The organism is Phytobacter sp., assembly GCF_059074235.1.
The window spans coordinates 170,763-186,043 of the sequence record NZ_JCACPZ010000009.1 but is presented as its reverse complement, the minus strand read 5'-3'; the positions used below and the strand labels follow the sequence as shown (position 1 = coordinate 186,043).

The following is a 15,281-nucleotide window of genomic DNA, read 5'->3' as shown; positions in this document are numbered from 1 at the left end:
CCTCTGTTTATGGTCACCAAATGGTGACTACTATCAATATGGAATCCTGTTGACTATAGTCTCCCGCCCCGAGTTAGCCAAAACCAGCACATTCGTGAGGTACGATGAAAATCAATGCATTAGTCGCACATGACGCGGCACACCCCTTAACATCCGGCCAGGTTTCGCTGCGCACGTTACAAAAGCAGGATGTCAAAATTGAGATCCTCTATTGCGGCGTGTGCCACTCCGATCTCCATATGGCGCGTAATGAATGGGCCGTTAGCCAATATCCGCTGGTGCCAGGGCATGAGATTGTCGGGCGAGTCGTGGCAGTTGGGCACGAGGCTACCCGGTTTGAACCCGGTGATATCGTCGGTGTGGGCGTGATGGTCGACTCATGCCGCGAGTGCCATTTCTGCAAACAGCACGAAGAACAGTACTGCGAAGCGGGGTTTACGGCGACCTACAATGGTATTGATAAATATACCGGCGACCGCACCCGGGGCGGCTATGCGCAGAGCGTGATTGTCGATCAGCATTTTGTTGTTTCTGTGCCGAAAAACCTGCCGCTTGCCGGTGTTGCTCCGCTGCTGTGTGCGGGCGTGACGGTATGGTCGCCACTGCGCCATTTCAACGTCAATGCAGGTGATCGTGTGGGTGTTGTGGGTCTGGGGGGATTAGGCCATATGGCCGTAAAACTGGCCAGTGCCATGGGGGCAGAGGTGACGCTGTTTACGACCTCTCCGGAGAAGGGCAAAGATGCCCGTCGACTGGGGGCAAAACAGGTGGTGGTATCGCGCGATGCCGCGCAAATGGCAGCCTGCCAGACCTCGCTCGATTTTATTATTGACTGCGTAGCCGCACCGCATGACCTCAATCCTTATCTGGCAACGCTGAAAACCAATGGTCGACTGGTGCTGGTAGGTATTCCGGACCAACCACACGACTCTCCGAATGTTACGCCAATGGTGTTTCGACGCCTGAGCATCAGCGGTTCGTCGATTGGCAGCATTCAGGAAACTCAGGAGATGTTGAACTTCTGCGGCGAGCACAATATTACCGCCGATATTGAAATGATCCGTGGCGAGGATATTGAGGCAGCCTTTGCCCGTATGCTTAAGGGCGACGTGAAGTATCGTTTTGTCATTGATATGCAGGCAACGAGCTGGTAGTAAAATAACAGGCTCAAAACCTTTCCGGGCGGCCATTCCAGGCCGCTCTGTGCCAAAAGCGGAAGTTAACTACAGATAAAATTCAGTGCTTCACACCCCGAGCCGCTGCGTAACGGCAATAAGCTACACTTGTTCAGCTTTTCCAAACAGGAAAGCCTTCCTCTGCTTCAGCTACGTGTGTTTGACATCGCGCAGTTGGGGCATTTTGATCAACAACGAGCATGGCCCTCTAACGATGAAATTGATACTTGTTCGACACGCAGAAACAGAGTGGAATTTGGAAGGAATTATTCAGGGGCACAGCGATAGCTCCTTAACCTGTCGGGGTTTGCGTGAAACATCAGTCCTACTGGCAGCGTTGAGTGCAAGTGAGTATCAAGTAGAGCATGTTTACGCTTCTTCGCTTGGACGTGCCTGGCAAATGGGGCTAAGCCTGGCTGAATACTTTCGCTGTTCACTGACGGCTGAACCGGCCCTTAAAGAGCAGGCCTTTGGTCAGTTTGAAGGTATGCCCTTAGAACTGCTCAGACAAAAACATCCGCACGATGCAAATGCGTTATTCAGGCTTGATGCAGAGTATTGTCCACCTGGTGGTGAGTCACTGGCGCATGCTTCTCAGCGAGTTGTACGTTTTTTACAAGACCTGGAAGATACCTCATCACATCAACAAACAATATGTATTGTGTCTCACGGGCATGTCAGTCAGGGCACTCTGGCAATTCTTAAAGAAGGGACTGTCAATAGTTTCCCTCGTTATGCTCACCCCAACGCGAGTTATTCTGTTATCGACCTGATTAATGGAAAATGTATCGGCCTGAAGTGGGGGATTGCTACACATTTACGTCACCTGAATTAGTAGCTACCGTTCAATCATTGAAAGCCCATCCTGCCAGAGCCATCATGATTTAAGCACAACGTCAGCTCCTCGCTCATAGCTGACTTCAGCGTCACGTTCTTGTCTGCTCTGTGCCAGAAGCGGAAGTTGGAGTGCCAGAGGCTCTCTATAAGTTGATGGTTCTTTTTTTAGGGATACTTACAGTACCCCTTTGTATTTGTTGCAATATTTCTTGTTTAACGGAAGATTTGTTTACAGTTTCTGCGCTATGTCCCAGATGAAACCAAATGGATCTTTCACGCGAGCTTTTAAATCTCCCCAGAACATTTCGGTGGGTTCAATCAGAACCGTCGCGCCAGCTTCAACCATCTCTTTTACCAGAGTGGCCGCATCATCAACGTACATATAAAATATAAAGGGAACCGGCACTCCAGAAGTCATTGGACTGTTCAGATCCGAATCCCACCCTTCTTTGTTTAGGGTAAAGTTGGTACCACGATAGCGGATACGAGCAAACAACATCTCCCCACTTTCCCCTTCAAGTTCCGCAATCGCCACCATCTTCATGGCGCCGGTATAAAAACCAACGGCAGCGTTTACATCAGGGACATTGAGTGCAGTTGTCAACCATGTCAGTCCCATGCCTTCCCAGGGATGGGTACGATCTTCTACGTTATTGAACCAGTCCAGCTTACTCATTTCATTTTTCTCCCAGAAAACAGTACATTTCGTATAACGTTCCGATGGTCACTTACGGTACGTTATTATACAGATGCAGACAAAATAGACTGTATGTATTTCCAGTAAAAAGCACGCCATGCACAATGTTCAGCCTTCTTCCTTTTAAGGCGAAAATATGTCGCACGGGATATGCCTGTTATTTTGTTACGACGCCAGGTGAATCATTCTGCCTGGGTAAATTCAGGGCCCCATCCTTTGCAGGATGGGGATTCCGCCCAAACCTGACACACTGGCAGCCGTTCGCCCTTCACTGGTTCGACCCAGAATATGTTCGCGCCCGGCGTGGCGGCTCTCTGTCACTTTGTAATGAGATACTGATATGAGCAACATTACCATCTACCACAACCCTGCCTGTGGTACTTCACGCAACACGCTGGAGATGATCCGTAACAGCGGTAACGAACCGACCATTATTTACTATCTCGACACGCCACCGACCCGGGATGAGCTGATTAAACTTATTTCAGATATGGGGATTACGGTACGCGAGCTGCTACGTAAGAACGTTGAACCTTACGGACAACTGGGTCTTGATGAAGAGAAATTTAATGATGAGCAGTTGATTGATTTTATGCTTCAACATCCGATCCTGATTAATCGACCGGTAGTAGTGACACCGCTTGGCACGCGTCTTTGTCGCCCTTCAGAAAGGGTGCTGGATATTCTACCGGAATGCCAAAAAGCAGCCTTTACCAAAGAGGATGGTGAGAAGGTCATTGACGAAACGGGGAAGCGGGTTAAGTAATCTTTCCCGTTCATATTATCGGGCGCCCATTTTTACTCTATGCGGCGTCCACTCCTCGCTCACAGCGGACATCATACTTCTGAGGCTGCCCGCTTCGCGCTGTGATTTCAACCGATGGAGACAAAACCATCGCTAAGTAAGGTCACAACCAAAAACGCTTCAGACATGAATATCAATAGTATTAAGGGTGTTTTTATCTTCTTTTTTATCGGTCTGGGCTGGAGTGTCTTTATCTTTTTTCTCCGCCTGCTTCCTTAATAATTGTTCCAGTTCGGCTCTCAGACTTTCAATTTGCTTCTGAATTAATGCGGCCTTTTCTTTCTTCTGTTGTGGCGTCATTCCCTCTTCTGAGGCTATTTTCCCAAGTTTTGCTGTCAGTACCTGTATTTGCCTTGAAATTTTGGCAACTTGTGAGGAAGCGTCTGAAGACGAATTACTTGAAACACTGATGGGACTGTTGGTTTGGATTGAGATGGTCATATGCGTCCTCCTGGCTAAAGAGTTATATCGGTATTAAATGCAATAAATTTAATATTATTTTGCTTTTATTAATTTTTTTAAAGTGACCGTATTCCAGGTCAGTTAAGACTTACCTCCACTCCTCGCTCTGATCGGGGGCATAATCTCACTTCAGAGTTATTTCCCTCGCGCCAAATTTCATACCTGTAACTTCTTACCTTAACCTTCCAAACGGGTGACCTCTGCAGATCCGACATTGCCGTTTTTCGGGTCTCTGCTTGAAAATGAAAGAAACCGCCTTCTCGACGGCGGGTCTTTCAGCCTGACGGTGGAATACGGCATCCGGATCCCCGGTGAGGAGGATCAGCTCTGTGCCAGAAGCGGACACGCTGTTCCTCCTTGGGGGCACTGGCTTCGCTCACTCTTTATCTGGCGTGACTTCCTATACCAGCCACTGCAGTGATGAACCCGTGTAATTTCCAGACCGTCTGTAGTGAATGCTCATATTGGGTAATCTGCATATTTAAATCTGCCCTAATCGTTGCTTACCGCTCAACGCTGCCGGTCAGTTACTTCGCGCTATTGACTGCCTGTCGCAACAGGGCACCCCACAATAAACATCATCAGCCACGATACTACGTAGCCGGACGCTCAAACCCGCATCTTGCGGTCTACAGTTAATCTATCGTCCCTTTGCTAAACCACTCACATCATGACCTTTTCTTTCAGAACTTACTTTCGCGCGCGTCTGCGCTTACTGATTGCTATTCTGGCCGGGCTAACCTGCTTTTTCGTCCTTCCCCCCGAGCTGGGCTATCTGCAACGGTTGCTGATTGGCTGGAATGTGCTGGCATGGCTGTATCTGTTCTTTATGTGGTTTCGTATGTTACGAACTAAGGTGCAGGATATTCCACATATTGCCAGAATGCAGGATGAGAGTGCGGGGCTGGTGCTGGGCATGGTGATTCTCGGCTGTTTGGTCAGCATCCTGGCGATCCTGATTGAGCTGACCTCGCTCAAGCACCTCTCCGGAACACCGCGCGTGCTGCATCTGCTGCTGACCGGTGCCACGCTAACGGTTTCCTGGGCCTTGCTGCCCACCTCCTTTGCCATGCATTACGCTCATCACCATTACCTGCACCGTAGTAAAGACGTCACGCCGATGATCTTTGCGGAAAAACCGGAGGAACCGGGTTACTGGGACTTTCTCTATTTTTCCTTCACCATCGCCGTCGCATCACAAACCGCCGATGTGGCGACCGGTACCACCGACATGCGACAAATTGCGTTGCTCCAGTCAGTGATTTCTTTTGTGTTCAATCTGGCGATTCTGGGGCTGTCGGTGAACGTCGGTGCCGGACTACTGAGTTAAACTCAGCAGAATCTTTGCTCGTCGCCCGCTGCTGGCTAAATACAGCATAACGGCAACTCACCGGGAGGCCGATATCATCATCCGACAGTGTCCCGTCAAAAGAAGCCGCTATTGAACCAACGCGCTTTTATGATAAATCTGTCCAACTGATACAAACAAAACGGACAAAAAATGGAAATCAGACGTGCTGTACCAGGAGAGGCTGAGGAGTGCTGGAATATCAGGAATCTTTCAATTCGGGATGGGTGTAAACACAGCTATAGCGCCAGGGTGATCGAAGCCTGGACGCCTGACGTTATGCCTGAAAATTACCGAATGGTCATAACGGAAAACCCTTTCTTCGTTGTTAACATGCCTGAGGCAGGACTCGTTGCAACGGGATATCTGGATCTTTCATCGCACAGCGTCGAAGCTATTTTTACAATGCCGGATTATGCCGGGAAAGGTTTGGCCAGCCTGATCATTGAAACAATTAAAAGTGAGGCACGTAAACGCGGGCTGAAAAAATTAACGCTGTCCTCAACGCCAAATGCGCAAACCTTTTATGAAAAGCATGGCTTTATACTTATCAGAGAAAATACATACCCATCAAAACTTGCCAGGGCAGAACTTCGCTGCCTGGATATGTCCATCGAACTTTAATAACGCGGCCCGCAGGCCGCGTTCCATCATCGTCTGGCGTTACGGCTGTGCCAGCCTGGCGGCGATAGCTCTGCGTTGCCGCCAGGCATACCACGCCACCACCAGCGTACAGAGTGACAACGTCGTCAGCATCACGCCGCTGCCAAAACGGTCCAGCAGCAATCCACTGAACAGCGGCACGCTCAGGCGCGAAAGGGTAAACAGGCTGGCCTGGATGCCGTAATCCACCGCCCTGTTGTCTTCCCGGCTGAACGCCATCATCAGCATAAACATCAGCGCGGATAACCCGCCAATGGCAGCAGCCATCAGAGTTGAGATAACCAGCAGGAGGGTGGCGGAGAGCCTCAACGACACACCAGCCGCCAGCAGCAACAGCGAGAGTGCGGCAAACAACAGCCAGCCCGGTAGCGCCACGCTGGCATTGTGCCGGTTAAGCCAGCGTGCGCCGATCATACTGACCACGGCCCCGGTGACGCTCCCGCCGACTCCCACCCACATAATGACCTGCTGCACCGGCATACCGGCGTCCAGCAGCAGCGGTTTAAGCCATAGCCAGCCGCTGCCAAGGAACGGGAACGCCAACAGGCACAATGGATACCAGCCCTTTCCTCCCGGCTGATGGAAAAAACCCACGACCTCAATGCGTTGATGTTCCCCTGCGGGCGGTTCTGGCAGCAATCTCAGCAATACGGCGCAGAGAAGTGCCGCCCCGCTCATCAGAATGCAAGGCAGTGCCCAACCAAAGTGTTGCCAGAGAAGCAGCATGACACCGCTGCCGCCCACCGCCCCGGTGAACAATGCGACGGCGCGCACGCTGCCTGCACGCACCTGCTCATTTTTATGAAAGAGCGCAATGGCTAACGCGTTGACCGGAACATCGCACCAGGCCAACAGCAGGCTGCTACCCAGCAACAGGGCAAACAGCAGGCTTTTATTCTGCTGTAGTCCGACCTGACTTAGCAGCGCGAACAGAATCGCCAGCCCCAGCCAGAGCAGGCATCCCCAGCTTTTATAGCGCTGACGAAACACTCTGCTCCGTTCTACCGGCAGTGCCAGCCACAGTTTCATTACCGCCGGAAGCCCCGCCAACTGGAACAGGCCCAGTTCCTGACCGCTCCAGCCCTGCTGATGCAGGATCATCGGCAGGCCGAGCATCAGCCAGGTGGCGGGTAGTGTCAGGCTGACGTTAAACCAGAAAAACATGAACTGGAGCAACGCCCGGTTCATAACCCGTCTCCGCGAAAGGCGCAGTGAACATGAAGGGGGCCATTGGAAAGGCGTGTTCCCCGCGATCCTCAACGTGAAAGCCTGCCTCTGCCAGCATCTGCGCCATCTGGTCATGGTGGAAAACATGCTTACCGCGCATTAATAGCGGCAGGAAGAAAGGCAGAACCTGGCTGACCTGCTGCGGGTCGTGGCTCAGCCGCGCATGGGCGCTGATCAACACCCCACCCGGCTTCAACCGCCGGTACAATTGCACCAGCGTCTGCACCGGGTCGGCAACGAAGTGCAGGAAAGAGGAGCACCAGATAATGTCGAAACCGTCGTCTTCAACCAGTTCACTGACCGCACTGAAACGATCGCTTACCCCGGCGGCATGAAGATGCCCCTGCGCCACCTCAGCGGTAAGCGGCAGATCCTGCACCACGCCCGTCAATTGTGGAAAGCGCTGCGCCAGGGCCACGCTGACCAGTCCAGGTCCACCGCCCATATCCAGCATTCTCGCCGGGCGGGTAAACTGCTCAACTGTCGCTGCGATTTTACAGGCGGTCTCAGCCGTCAGCGCCCGCTGTTCCTGGGCGATTTGCCCCCTGGCAGCGGCGGCCCAGGTGGCATCATGCGGCAGTTGCTCACTGTACTGCGGCAGAGGCTGGTTAAGCATGTCGGTAAGCTGCTCGCCGAACCCGCGCAACGCCTGCAAACGGTAGCGCCACGCATCGCCCCTGTACTGCTCACCACTCTGGCAAAGATAAGGGCGCACGGCAGAGGCGCTATTGTAATGAAGTGATTCGCCTTCCTGCTGGCGATCCAGCAACCGGAAGCTCCACAACAGCTCCAGCAAATGCGCGGTCGGGTCGGCATGCCAGCCAAGTTGCTCCGCCAGCTTTTCGGTACTGAGCGGTGTCTCTAACACATCGAACAGATGATGTTGCAGCGCCAGTTGCAGGCAGTCAGCCAGCACACTTTCTGCCGCCAGACGGTCAATCAGGGTGATGGGAAACGTCATAGTTTGTAGCTCACTTTGAGGCCAAATTCACGGGGTGGGCTGTAAATGCGCACGCTGCCATTCAGGTAGCCCACGGCGTCATACTGTTTATTGGTCAGGTTATCGACGAACAGCGAGACGTCGATATCGCGCCACTGGTATCCGAGGGTGATATCCCCCACGCCGTAGCCTGCCTGGCGATACTGATTGCCCGCATCGAGAAAGCTCTGGCTGACACCGTGCCACTGCAACAGGCCATAGGCACCGCTGGCATGGTCATAACGCAGCCCCAGGCTGGCGGTCGCGTCCGGGGCGAAGGTGTTGTGATTACCTGAATAGTCGTTGCTGCCATCCTGATAGCTTTCGAAGCGGGTATGGTTCAGGCCAAGCGATCCCTGTAGGCGCAGTTCAGGCAGCAGGTTGTAATCGGCTTCCAGTTCCCAGCCCGTTGAACGGGCTTTTGCCGCGTTGTTGATATAGACCACGCCCGCCTGCACGACCTGCTGCACCTGCATGTCGTCGATATCCATCAGGTAAACCGAACTGCTGTAGCGCAGGCGGCGATCGTCGGACAGGCCTTTGATTCCCAGCTCCCAGGAATGCACTTTTTCCGGGTTATAGCGCAGATAGTCGGTGGCAGGAGAAAACAGGTTATAGCCCCCTGCCCGATAGCCTTGGCTATAGCTTGCATAGGTTTGCAGGCCGGGGTGCCATTGATACTGCACGGAGACTTTCGGCGAGACGTTGTGCCAGCTGGCACTGCGCTTATCCTCACCGGTCGGTGATATCTCAATCTCGCTTCGCTCGATGCGACCGCCCAGAGTTACGCTCCACGGGCCGCCCAGCATCTGCGTCCATTCCCCGAACAGCGCCTGCGTGTTGCCGCGTTGCGTGTTACGCATTTCGCTGGTCATCAGCGGCAGTTTTTGCACAAAACGGAAGTCGTTGTTGTCATGATCAAAATACAAACCGGTCAGCCAGCGGTGGTTATCGCCTTCTCCCTGCAGACGAAACTCCTGAGACAGAGTGGTGAGTTTATTATCGCGCTGCATGTGCAGCGTATCCGGCAGCCTGAAATCCGTGTCCTGCCGGATACGGTCGAGGATCTCAGTCCGGGCGCTGATCGAACGAAATTGCCAGCCGTTCGCCAGTTGATGACGGTAATCCAGCGAGACAACGCTCGCCTGGGAGTGATTCCAGGAGTCGGTGCCGCTGCTGACTTTTCTGTCGGCGCTGGCGGCGGGTCCCCATTGGGAGCCGCCGTCATGGTAGCGCTGCTGGCTGTAGCGCAAACGGACGTCGTCGGTATCGCTGGGTGTCCAGCGCAATACCATGCGCGCGTTGTTACGCTCGCGATCGTCAGCCTTGCCCCCCGTCACCGTATTATCAACATAGCCGTTTTGCGATTTCCATTCGCCCGCGACGGCGGCATAAAGCCTGTCTTCCACCAGCGGCGTACTGAAGCTACCGCGCAGTTGCTGACGCTCGCGGCTACCGGCGATGGCTGAGAGATCAACACGCTGGGTATTATCGGGCGTACGGGTGACAACATTGATCACCCCAACTTCGGCATTACGACCGTACAGCGATGACTGTGGCCCGCGCAGGATCTCAACACGTTCGACGTCGAGAAAGTTGTTATCAAACCCCTGCCCGGCCAGCAACGGCACACCGTCCTCACTCAACAATACCGCTGAATTAAACCCACTGCCGCTGCCGGTGACACCGCGCACCACCGCCAGATTGGTTCCCGCCTGCCCCCAGGGTTGAAACGACATGCCCGGCGTCATCGCAGCCAGTTGGCTGACCTCATCCACGCGATTCGCTTCGAGTTCCTCACCGTATAAAACAGAAAGCGAGGCCGGAACCTGCACCGCAGGAAGTTCGGTTTTGGTCGCAGTGACCACAATCTGATTTTCGTTCTGCATGTCAGCGGCAGTTGCCGCCATGCCAGGAGCCGCTAACAGCAGGCCCCACCAGGGTCTTGTCATTCTCATCCTCATCGAGTGTCCATAGCGCCAGTTCAGCGACTATGGTATCTATATATGAGAATGGTTATTATCCTCGTTTGTATGCGGGGCGTTGGTTTTCGTCTGCGAAACGGTGACGGTGATGATTCAGGCTTTTCAGGGAACACAGAGCTATCGGCTGACGGCTGAGGATGCAGAGAAACAGGGCAATATGCGCGTGCTGCCTGCGACGGTGGGGCTCTGTCATTCCCGTTTCAGCGCGGTGGCCGATGGCTTTACCGTTGCCTGCTCCGACTATCAGCCGATCAGGCCATTGATTGAAGAGACCTGTAACCCGCACGATTGCCCGATGCTGGTGTTTACTTTTGGCCTGGCCGGGCGCTCCTCTTTCCACGGGTGCGACGGCAGCGAGACCGTTTTTAGCGCAGGCCAACTTACCATCACCAGCTTTCACGGTAGCCAGGGCGAGCGCCGCTACCAGGCGGGTGAACAGGTGGGCCAGTTGCGCCTTCTGCTCAATGCCGACTGCACCACCCGCTACCTTGGGCAGGCGGTCAGCAATCCACTCTTTGCCACCGGCCAGGTGATCAATCATGCCTTTACCCCTTACAGCAGAGCCACAACACTGCTGCTGGAGCGACTCCAACAGCAGAGAGATGACGCACTGATGCTGCAAATTCATGCGCTGAATCTGCTAGCCCAACATCGACATCTGTTAGACGAGGCGCGGGAACGACCGCTGCATCCCCGGGACGATATGCAACTGGAGCAGGCCCGCGACTGGATGCTGGCACATCTCGACGAGCCCTTCTCGTTAAGTACGCTGGCTATGGCGGTGGGACTGAGCGATTACAAACTGAAGCAGGGTTTTAGTCAGCGCTTCAATACCACACCCGGTCAAATGCTATTGCAGATGCGTATGGAAAAGGCCCACCAGTTGCTGGAACAGGGTTATCAGGTGGCGCAGGCTGGCTGGCAAGTGGGTTATCGCCATGCCAATAACTTCAGCGTGGCATTTCAGCGCTATTTTGGTCGTCAGCCCAGTGCCGTAGTCGGGGTGCCCAGACTAAAATAGTTCTCCCTCTTTCGGCCCTGAGCACTGCGTTAATACAGACGACATTCAGAATTTAAAACACATCGCATAGCTATGTTTTTCCAGCAACCCGACAAGGTCTTCAGGACTTAATTGGCTGAAACCGCTCTCTTCATCTTTTAATGAATGCTGACGGCTGCCTGGCTCTGCGCATGCTTATCGACGCGGACATCACCCGCTTCTATGCCGTTGATTTCCACACCCTGCGCCACGGCCTGCCCAATGCGAACCTCCACTTTACGAGGTACTGTATTCGCCGAAGCCCGCCAGAGCACCCAACGAGAGCCCGTTTGTGGGTCAAGGTGTAATGCCTGCGCAGGAACTGCAAAACCCTGTTCATTACGGTAGGTGATCACAGCCAGACGAGCACTCATCCCCAGACGGATATCGTGTTGCAGGTCAGCCAACGGCGTATCCACAGAGACGATGACATCATAGTAAGCACCCTGACTCTCGTTCGCGCTGTTTTGGATGCCAATTTCACGGATTTGACCACTAAGCACTCTGCCGGCAAAACCTTCACCGGTGATCTCAACCGGCATACCTTCTTTTAACTGGTGTAAGTCAGCTTCCTCAACACGAGTGACGACCTGCATCGTATCCAGCCCCATCACCGTCAACAACGGGGCTCCCGCACTGACCGACAGCCCCGGTTGTACTGTAACGGGTTTACCGCTCTCGGCAGAGAGAGGACGCACGATGAAACCGGAAAATGGCGCTCGAACCGTTTTCTTTTCTACCTGTTCCAGCAACGTCGTATAACGTGCCTGCGCGTTTGCCAGTTCCATATCAGCAATTTGGCTATCCTCTCCTTTACCTCTCGCTTCTACCATGCGCAATTCGTCCTGAGCAGCATCCAGCTCTTGCTGCTGTGTCCGCATCTGCTGCTCCAGTGTGTCGACCTCCATGCGTGCGACAATACCACGCTTAAACAGCGCATTGGTGTCGCGTAAGCTGGCCTGCGTATTGTTCAGCGTCGCGAGCGCAGCCTGCATCACCCGCTTAGCACGTGAGACATCCGGGCTGCGACTCCAGTTGCGAAACAGCGCCACCTCTTTTTGCGCTTTGAGCAGTTCCGCTTGTGCCTGGCGGAGTTGGATCGTGACCAGGTTGGGGTCAAGTACCAGCAATATTTGTCCGCGCTCAACACGTTGTCCTTCATGCACGGCTATCTCGCGAATAACGCCTTCAAAAGGCGCAGAGAGCGTTTGCTGCTGCGCGGCCTGGATCCGTCCCACCAGCCCTAATTGATTTTCCAGCTGTTGTGGCGTAACCGGCAGCCACATCCCCTGCTCTGCGGGAGCGTCAGATTCATGCGGCGCAACCCACCACACGCAAAGGCAAACAACGGGCAGCAGAAGCGCCACCAGCAAAAGCAGACGATACTTTGCGGAAGGTAATTTAATCATTCAGTGAGATATCCCAACTTTGCAGTGTGGTTCCCAGCGTTTGGTCGAGTTCGGCCTGCGCATTCAAATAACTTATCAGGGCGTTGAGCCTGGCGTTCTCAGCGTTACGGAGATCGTTTTCAAAGCTCAGCACCTGGAAGTTGCTGGAGCGGCCAGCGTTCAGTTTTTCACGTTCTATTTCCAACTTGCGACGAGATAAATCCCGGGCTCGCTGGGCTATCTCAAACTGCCGCCAGCGAGTGCCAATATCACGCACCGCGTTGGTGACATCACGATCGAGCTGCTGATGAGCTTCGGCGAGTTGGATGTGCTGATTCTCCACACTGACCTGTGCTTGCACCTCAGCTTGCCTGGTTGACATATCACCCAGCGGGATTTCCACCTGCACGCCAACATAATTATCCCATGTGCGGGCGCTATCTCCCCGGCCAATGCGGTTACGCTGCTGCGTTGCACCGCTCACCAGCGATACATCCCACAAGCGGTTATTTTTCGCTACCGCAAGATTAATAGCCATCTGTTGGCCAACCAGCAACTGTGCCAGATAAGCGGGCTGTGACGCCTCTGCCTGGGCCAGTGCACGATCCGCAAGTACATCGACAGGCTTCGCCTGTAACGCTTCGGTGGCCACAATCGGCGCATGCAGATCCAAGGCCAACAGTTGCAGTAACGCCAATCGCGACATGTCCACCCGGTTACGAGCCTCTTCAGTCGTCAGCTCCTGAGAGGCCACTTCGGCTTCGGTCTGGACAATTTCGAACTCCGCCATTCGACCGGCTGCGATCATCGCCCGGTTCACTTCTAACAGTTGGCGAGACCGGGCCAGTGACTCCTGGGTGATTTTTAACTGCTCCTGCGCAAGCAGCAGGTCACGATATGAGGTAATAATCTGTGTGATAGTCTGCGAAACGGTGGACTTCAGATTCATGCGATTAATCTGCTCAGTCATCTGCGCAAGGCGTACTGGCGCAGTCGCAATATCTTTACCCGCGCCGCGCAGTAGCGGCTGAATAACGGAAAAGTTCGCGCCATCGTTGTGCGATAAACCAGCCTGGTTGGCATCAGTGTGCTGATAAGTCCAGCCGAGACTGACTCGCGTGCCATACGGGGTCAGTAGTGTGGACGTCGGCGTCAGGTTTCCCTGTCGGGATCTATCATCCTGGTTACGTGCAGAGAGATAATTACCGGACAGCACCAGTTTCGGTGTGAAGCGATCTTCCGCCACACGCAGGTCAAACTTTTGAGCAATCCTGTCGAGATACGCACTACGAATGGCGCGGTTCTCGCGTAACCCCAGGTAAATGGCATCGCTTAATGTCAGATCGATACTCTCACCCGTTAGTGCGATCCGTGTTGTCCCCCCCCCTTCACCCCGCGTAGCCTGCGTGGGTTTCAATGGCATTTCAGCGCGGCTCACCGCAACCAACGATCCCGCTAAAAGCACCCCTAACAAAGTTCTATGCATCACGCAGTGCCTCTACCGGCTCCAGTCGCGAAGCTGCCATAGCCGGTGATAAACCAAAGAACAGGCCAATTGCAATGGCACTGCCCGTTCCCAGCGGCAGTGCAGCAGCGGATAAAGCAAACGTGGACCAACCAGAAAACCAGACAAAAATCCATGCAGCCGCCAGGCCCACGGCAGCACCAAGTAGTGCGCCAAACGTCGCCAATACTATGGCCTCCAGCAGAAAGAGCGCCGCAATGTCTCGCGGACGAGCCCCCAGCGCCATCCGCACACCAATTTCCCGGCGGCGCTCAGAGACATTCATCACCATCACATTCATCACCCCTACACCACCAATCAACATCGAAATCCCGCCAAGGCCAGCCAGCAGCCATGAAAACAACTGCGATTGCTGCTCAATACCTTCCAGTAACTGCTTCGGAATTTGGACATTAACCTCGAATCCAGGCGCTTTTTCTCTCAACCAGCGTTCTAATCCGGGCGTAATCGACTCCAGTGTTTCTGCTTTGTCACTGCGCGCCACGACACTGGTTATCTGCGCAAAAGCACTCACCCGCCGCATCCCGGTAATCGGCAGGAAAATGGCATCATCTACAGAGAAAGGAATAATCGGATTGGGCCCCTGAGGATGAAGAATTCCCACTATCTCGAACAGGTAGCCACCGATCTGAATGCGGTCTCCTGATTGAACCGGATGGTCACCTTGCGCCCATGCGGCAGCAACATTCGCGCCGAGAACAGCGTAAGTACTGTCACTATCGAAATCGCTGAGAAAGCGCCCCACCGCCAACTGCTGCCCCAGGACAAAGGGCAATTCAGCCCCCCCGCCAATCACGGTTACCGCCTGGGTTTGCCCTTTTAAACGCGCTTGTGTATTGCTCGGTATAATTGCTGACGCTGAAGTAATGCCTGGCAGTTGCTGATGTAAAGCCTCAATATCCAGGTTTGCAGGCGCAACCAGCGGCTTTCTTCCTGAACCTATCGGTTGCTGAATAGTCGCGACCAGAAGTTCGCTGCCCATACCGCGAAAGATACTCATCGCTTCGCGTTCGGCGTTATAACCAATATTCAGCAATGCCACCACTGCCGCACATCCCGCCGCAATCCCCACAAATGCCAGCACAGCTCGCCGCCCCAGTGACCGCAGGTTATCCAGCGACTCCCGCAACATTTGCCATAACGACATCCCG

At 53.9% G+C, this 15,281-nt stretch carries 14 protein-coding genes; 6 read left to right on the top strand and 8 right to left on the bottom strand.

What is annotated here, in order from left to right:
* The first annotated feature begins 104 nt into the window (after nucleotides 1-104).
* Both AC5JPW_RS25355 and AC5JPW_RS25350 read left to right on the top strand, forming a co-directional pair.
* Nucleotides 105-1,154 carry an NAD(P)-dependent alcohol dehydrogenase gene (locus tag AC5JPW_RS25355; RefSeq protein ID WP_494244231.1) on the top strand — a complete coding sequence of 350 codons (1,050 nt, stop codon included), beginning with the start codon at nucleotides 105-107 and terminating at the stop codon, nucleotides 1,152-1,154.
* A gap of 235 nt (nucleotides 1,155-1,389) precedes the next feature.
* Nucleotides 1,390-2,010, top strand: a complete 621-nt coding sequence (locus tag AC5JPW_RS25350; RefSeq protein WP_494244229.1) for a histidine phosphatase family protein — start codon at nucleotides 1,390-1,392, stop codon at nucleotides 2,008-2,010.
* A gap of 231 nt (nucleotides 2,011-2,241) precedes the next feature.
* Here the strand turns inward: AC5JPW_RS25350 and AC5JPW_RS25345 are convergent, their stop codons facing one another.
* Nucleotides 2,242-2,688 (bottom strand): VOC family protein, encoded by a 447-nt coding sequence (locus tag AC5JPW_RS25345; RefSeq protein ID WP_494244227.1) that lies wholly within the window; start codon nucleotides 2,686-2,688, stop codon nucleotides 2,242-2,244.
* Nucleotides 2,689-3,049: 361 nt separating this feature from the next.
* Between AC5JPW_RS25345 and arsC the strand changes: the two genes are divergently transcribed.
* Nucleotides 3,050-3,475, top strand: a complete 426-nt coding sequence (gene arsC / locus AC5JPW_RS25340) for a glutaredoxin-dependent arsenate reductase (RefSeq protein WP_494244225.1) — start codon at nucleotides 3,050-3,052, stop codon at nucleotides 3,473-3,475.
* A gap of 159 nt (nucleotides 3,476-3,634) precedes the next feature.
* Here arsC and AC5JPW_RS25335 read toward each other — a convergent pair whose 3' ends face one another.
* Nucleotides 3,635-3,955, bottom strand: a complete 321-nt coding sequence (locus AC5JPW_RS25335; protein ID WP_494244224.1) for a FlxA-like family protein — start codon at nucleotides 3,953-3,955, stop codon at nucleotides 3,635-3,637.
* Nucleotides 3,956-4,646: 691 nt separating this feature from the next.
* Here AC5JPW_RS25335 and AC5JPW_RS25330 point away from each other — a divergent pair.
* A complete protein-coding gene (locus AC5JPW_RS25330) occupies nucleotides 4,647-5,306 on the top strand; it encodes a DUF1345 domain-containing protein (RefSeq protein WP_494244222.1) in 660 nt (219 codons plus the stop codon).
* Between the two features lie 171 nt (nucleotides 5,307-5,477).
* Nucleotides 5,478-5,948 (top strand): GNAT family N-acetyltransferase, encoded by a 471-nt coding sequence (locus tag AC5JPW_RS25325; RefSeq protein WP_494244220.1) that lies wholly within the window; start codon nucleotides 5,478-5,480, stop codon nucleotides 5,946-5,948.
* Nucleotides 5,949-5,987: 39 nt separating this feature from the next.
* Here AC5JPW_RS25325 and AC5JPW_RS25320 read toward each other — a convergent pair whose 3' ends face one another.
* The 3 genes from AC5JPW_RS25320 to AC5JPW_RS25310 are packed head-to-tail and all read right to left on the bottom strand — an operon-like array spanning nucleotide 5,988 to nucleotide 10,145.
* Nucleotides 5,988-7,175, bottom strand: coding sequence for an MFS transporter (locus AC5JPW_RS25320; RefSeq protein ID WP_494244219.1), 1,188 nt, complete (start codon nucleotides 7,173-7,175; stop codon nucleotides 5,988-5,990).
* Entirely contained in the window at nucleotides 7,135-8,175 is a 1,041-nt protein-coding gene (locus AC5JPW_RS25315; RefSeq protein ID WP_494244217.1) for a methyltransferase domain-containing protein, read from the bottom strand. Before AC5JPW_RS25315 ends, AC5JPW_RS25320 begins: the two co-directional genes overlap by 41 nt.
* Nucleotides 8,172-10,145 (bottom strand): TonB-dependent receptor, encoded by a 1,974-nt coding sequence (locus AC5JPW_RS25310; RefSeq protein WP_494244215.1) that lies wholly within the window; start codon nucleotides 10,143-10,145, stop codon nucleotides 8,172-8,174. The genes AC5JPW_RS25315 and AC5JPW_RS25310 overlap by 4 nt, the downstream gene beginning before the upstream one ends.
* 121 nt (nucleotides 10,146-10,266) lie before the next feature.
* Here AC5JPW_RS25310 and AC5JPW_RS25305 point away from each other — a divergent pair, with 121 nt between their 5' ends.
* Complete coding sequence (locus tag AC5JPW_RS25305) at nucleotides 10,267-11,199, top strand: helix-turn-helix domain-containing protein (protein WP_494244213.1); 933 nt, start codon at nucleotides 10,267-10,269, stop codon at nucleotides 11,197-11,199.
* A gap of 137 nt (nucleotides 11,200-11,336) precedes the next feature.
* Here AC5JPW_RS25305 and AC5JPW_RS25300 read toward each other — a convergent pair whose 3' ends face one another.
* From AC5JPW_RS25300 to AC5JPW_RS25290, 3 genes are read right to left on the bottom strand one after another with little or no spacing between them, the layout of a single operon-like run.
* Entirely contained in the window at nucleotides 11,337-12,626 is a 1,290-nt protein-coding gene (locus AC5JPW_RS25300) for an efflux RND transporter periplasmic adaptor subunit (protein ID WP_494244211.1), read from the bottom strand.
* The gene (locus AC5JPW_RS25295) at nucleotides 12,619-14,091 is read right to left on the bottom strand and encodes a TolC family protein (RefSeq protein WP_494244209.1); all 1,473 of its coding nucleotides are present in this window, start codon (nucleotides 14,089-14,091) and stop codon (nucleotides 12,619-12,621) included. Before AC5JPW_RS25295 ends, AC5JPW_RS25300 begins: the two co-directional genes overlap by 8 nt.
* Entirely contained in the window at nucleotides 14,084-15,277 is a 1,194-nt protein-coding gene (locus AC5JPW_RS25290) for an ABC transporter permease (protein WP_494244444.1), read from the bottom strand. The genes AC5JPW_RS25295 and AC5JPW_RS25290 overlap by 8 nt, the downstream gene beginning before the upstream one ends.
* Nucleotides 15,278-15,281: the final 4 nt, after the last annotated feature.

Coding starts and splice junctions, on each gene's coding strand:
- AC5JPW_RS25320 (WP_494244219.1), bottom strand. CDS start 7,175: ATGAACCGGGCGTTGCTCCAGTTCATGTTTTTCTGGTTTAACGTCAGC.
- AC5JPW_RS25330 (WP_494244222.1), top strand. CDS start 4,647: ATGACCTTTTCTTTCAGAACTTACTTTCGCGCGCGTCTGCGCTTACTG.
- AC5JPW_RS25290 (WP_494244444.1), bottom strand. CDS start 15,277: ATGTCGTTATGGCAAATGTTGCGGGAGTCGCTGGATAACCTGCGGTCA.
- AC5JPW_RS25295 (WP_494244209.1), bottom strand. CDS start 14,091: ATGCATAGAACTTTGTTAGGGGTGCTTTTAGCGGGATCGTTGGTTGCG.
- AC5JPW_RS25345 (WP_494244227.1), bottom strand. CDS start 2,688: ATGAGTAAGCTGGACTGGTTCAATAACGTAGAAGATCGTACCCATCCC.
- AC5JPW_RS25310 (WP_494244215.1), bottom strand. CDS start 10,145: ATGACAAGACCCTGGTGGGGCCTGCTGTTAGCGGCTCCTGGCATGGCG.
- AC5JPW_RS25300 (WP_494244211.1), bottom strand. CDS start 12,626: ATGATTAAATTACCTTCCGCAAAGTATCGTCTGCTTTTGCTGGTGGCG.
- arsC (WP_494244225.1), top strand. CDS start 3,050: ATGAGCAACATTACCATCTACCACAACCCTGCCTGTGGTACTTCACGC.
- AC5JPW_RS25355 (WP_494244231.1), top strand. CDS start 105: ATGAAAATCAATGCATTAGTCGCACATGACGCGGCACACCCCTTAACA.
- AC5JPW_RS25335 (WP_494244224.1), bottom strand. CDS start 3,955: ATGACCATCTCAATCCAAACCAACAGTCCCATCAGTGTTTCAAGTAAT.
- AC5JPW_RS25325 (WP_494244220.1), top strand. CDS start 5,478: ATGGAAATCAGACGTGCTGTACCAGGAGAGGCTGAGGAGTGCTGGAAT.
- AC5JPW_RS25350 (WP_494244229.1), top strand. CDS start 1,390: ATGAAATTGATACTTGTTCGACACGCAGAAACAGAGTGGAATTTGGAA.
- AC5JPW_RS25315 (WP_494244217.1), bottom strand. CDS start 8,175: ATGACGTTTCCCATCACCCTGATTGACCGTCTGGCGGCAGAAAGTGTG.
- AC5JPW_RS25305 (WP_494244213.1), top strand. CDS start 10,267: ATGATTCAGGCTTTTCAGGGAACACAGAGCTATCGGCTGACGGCTGAG.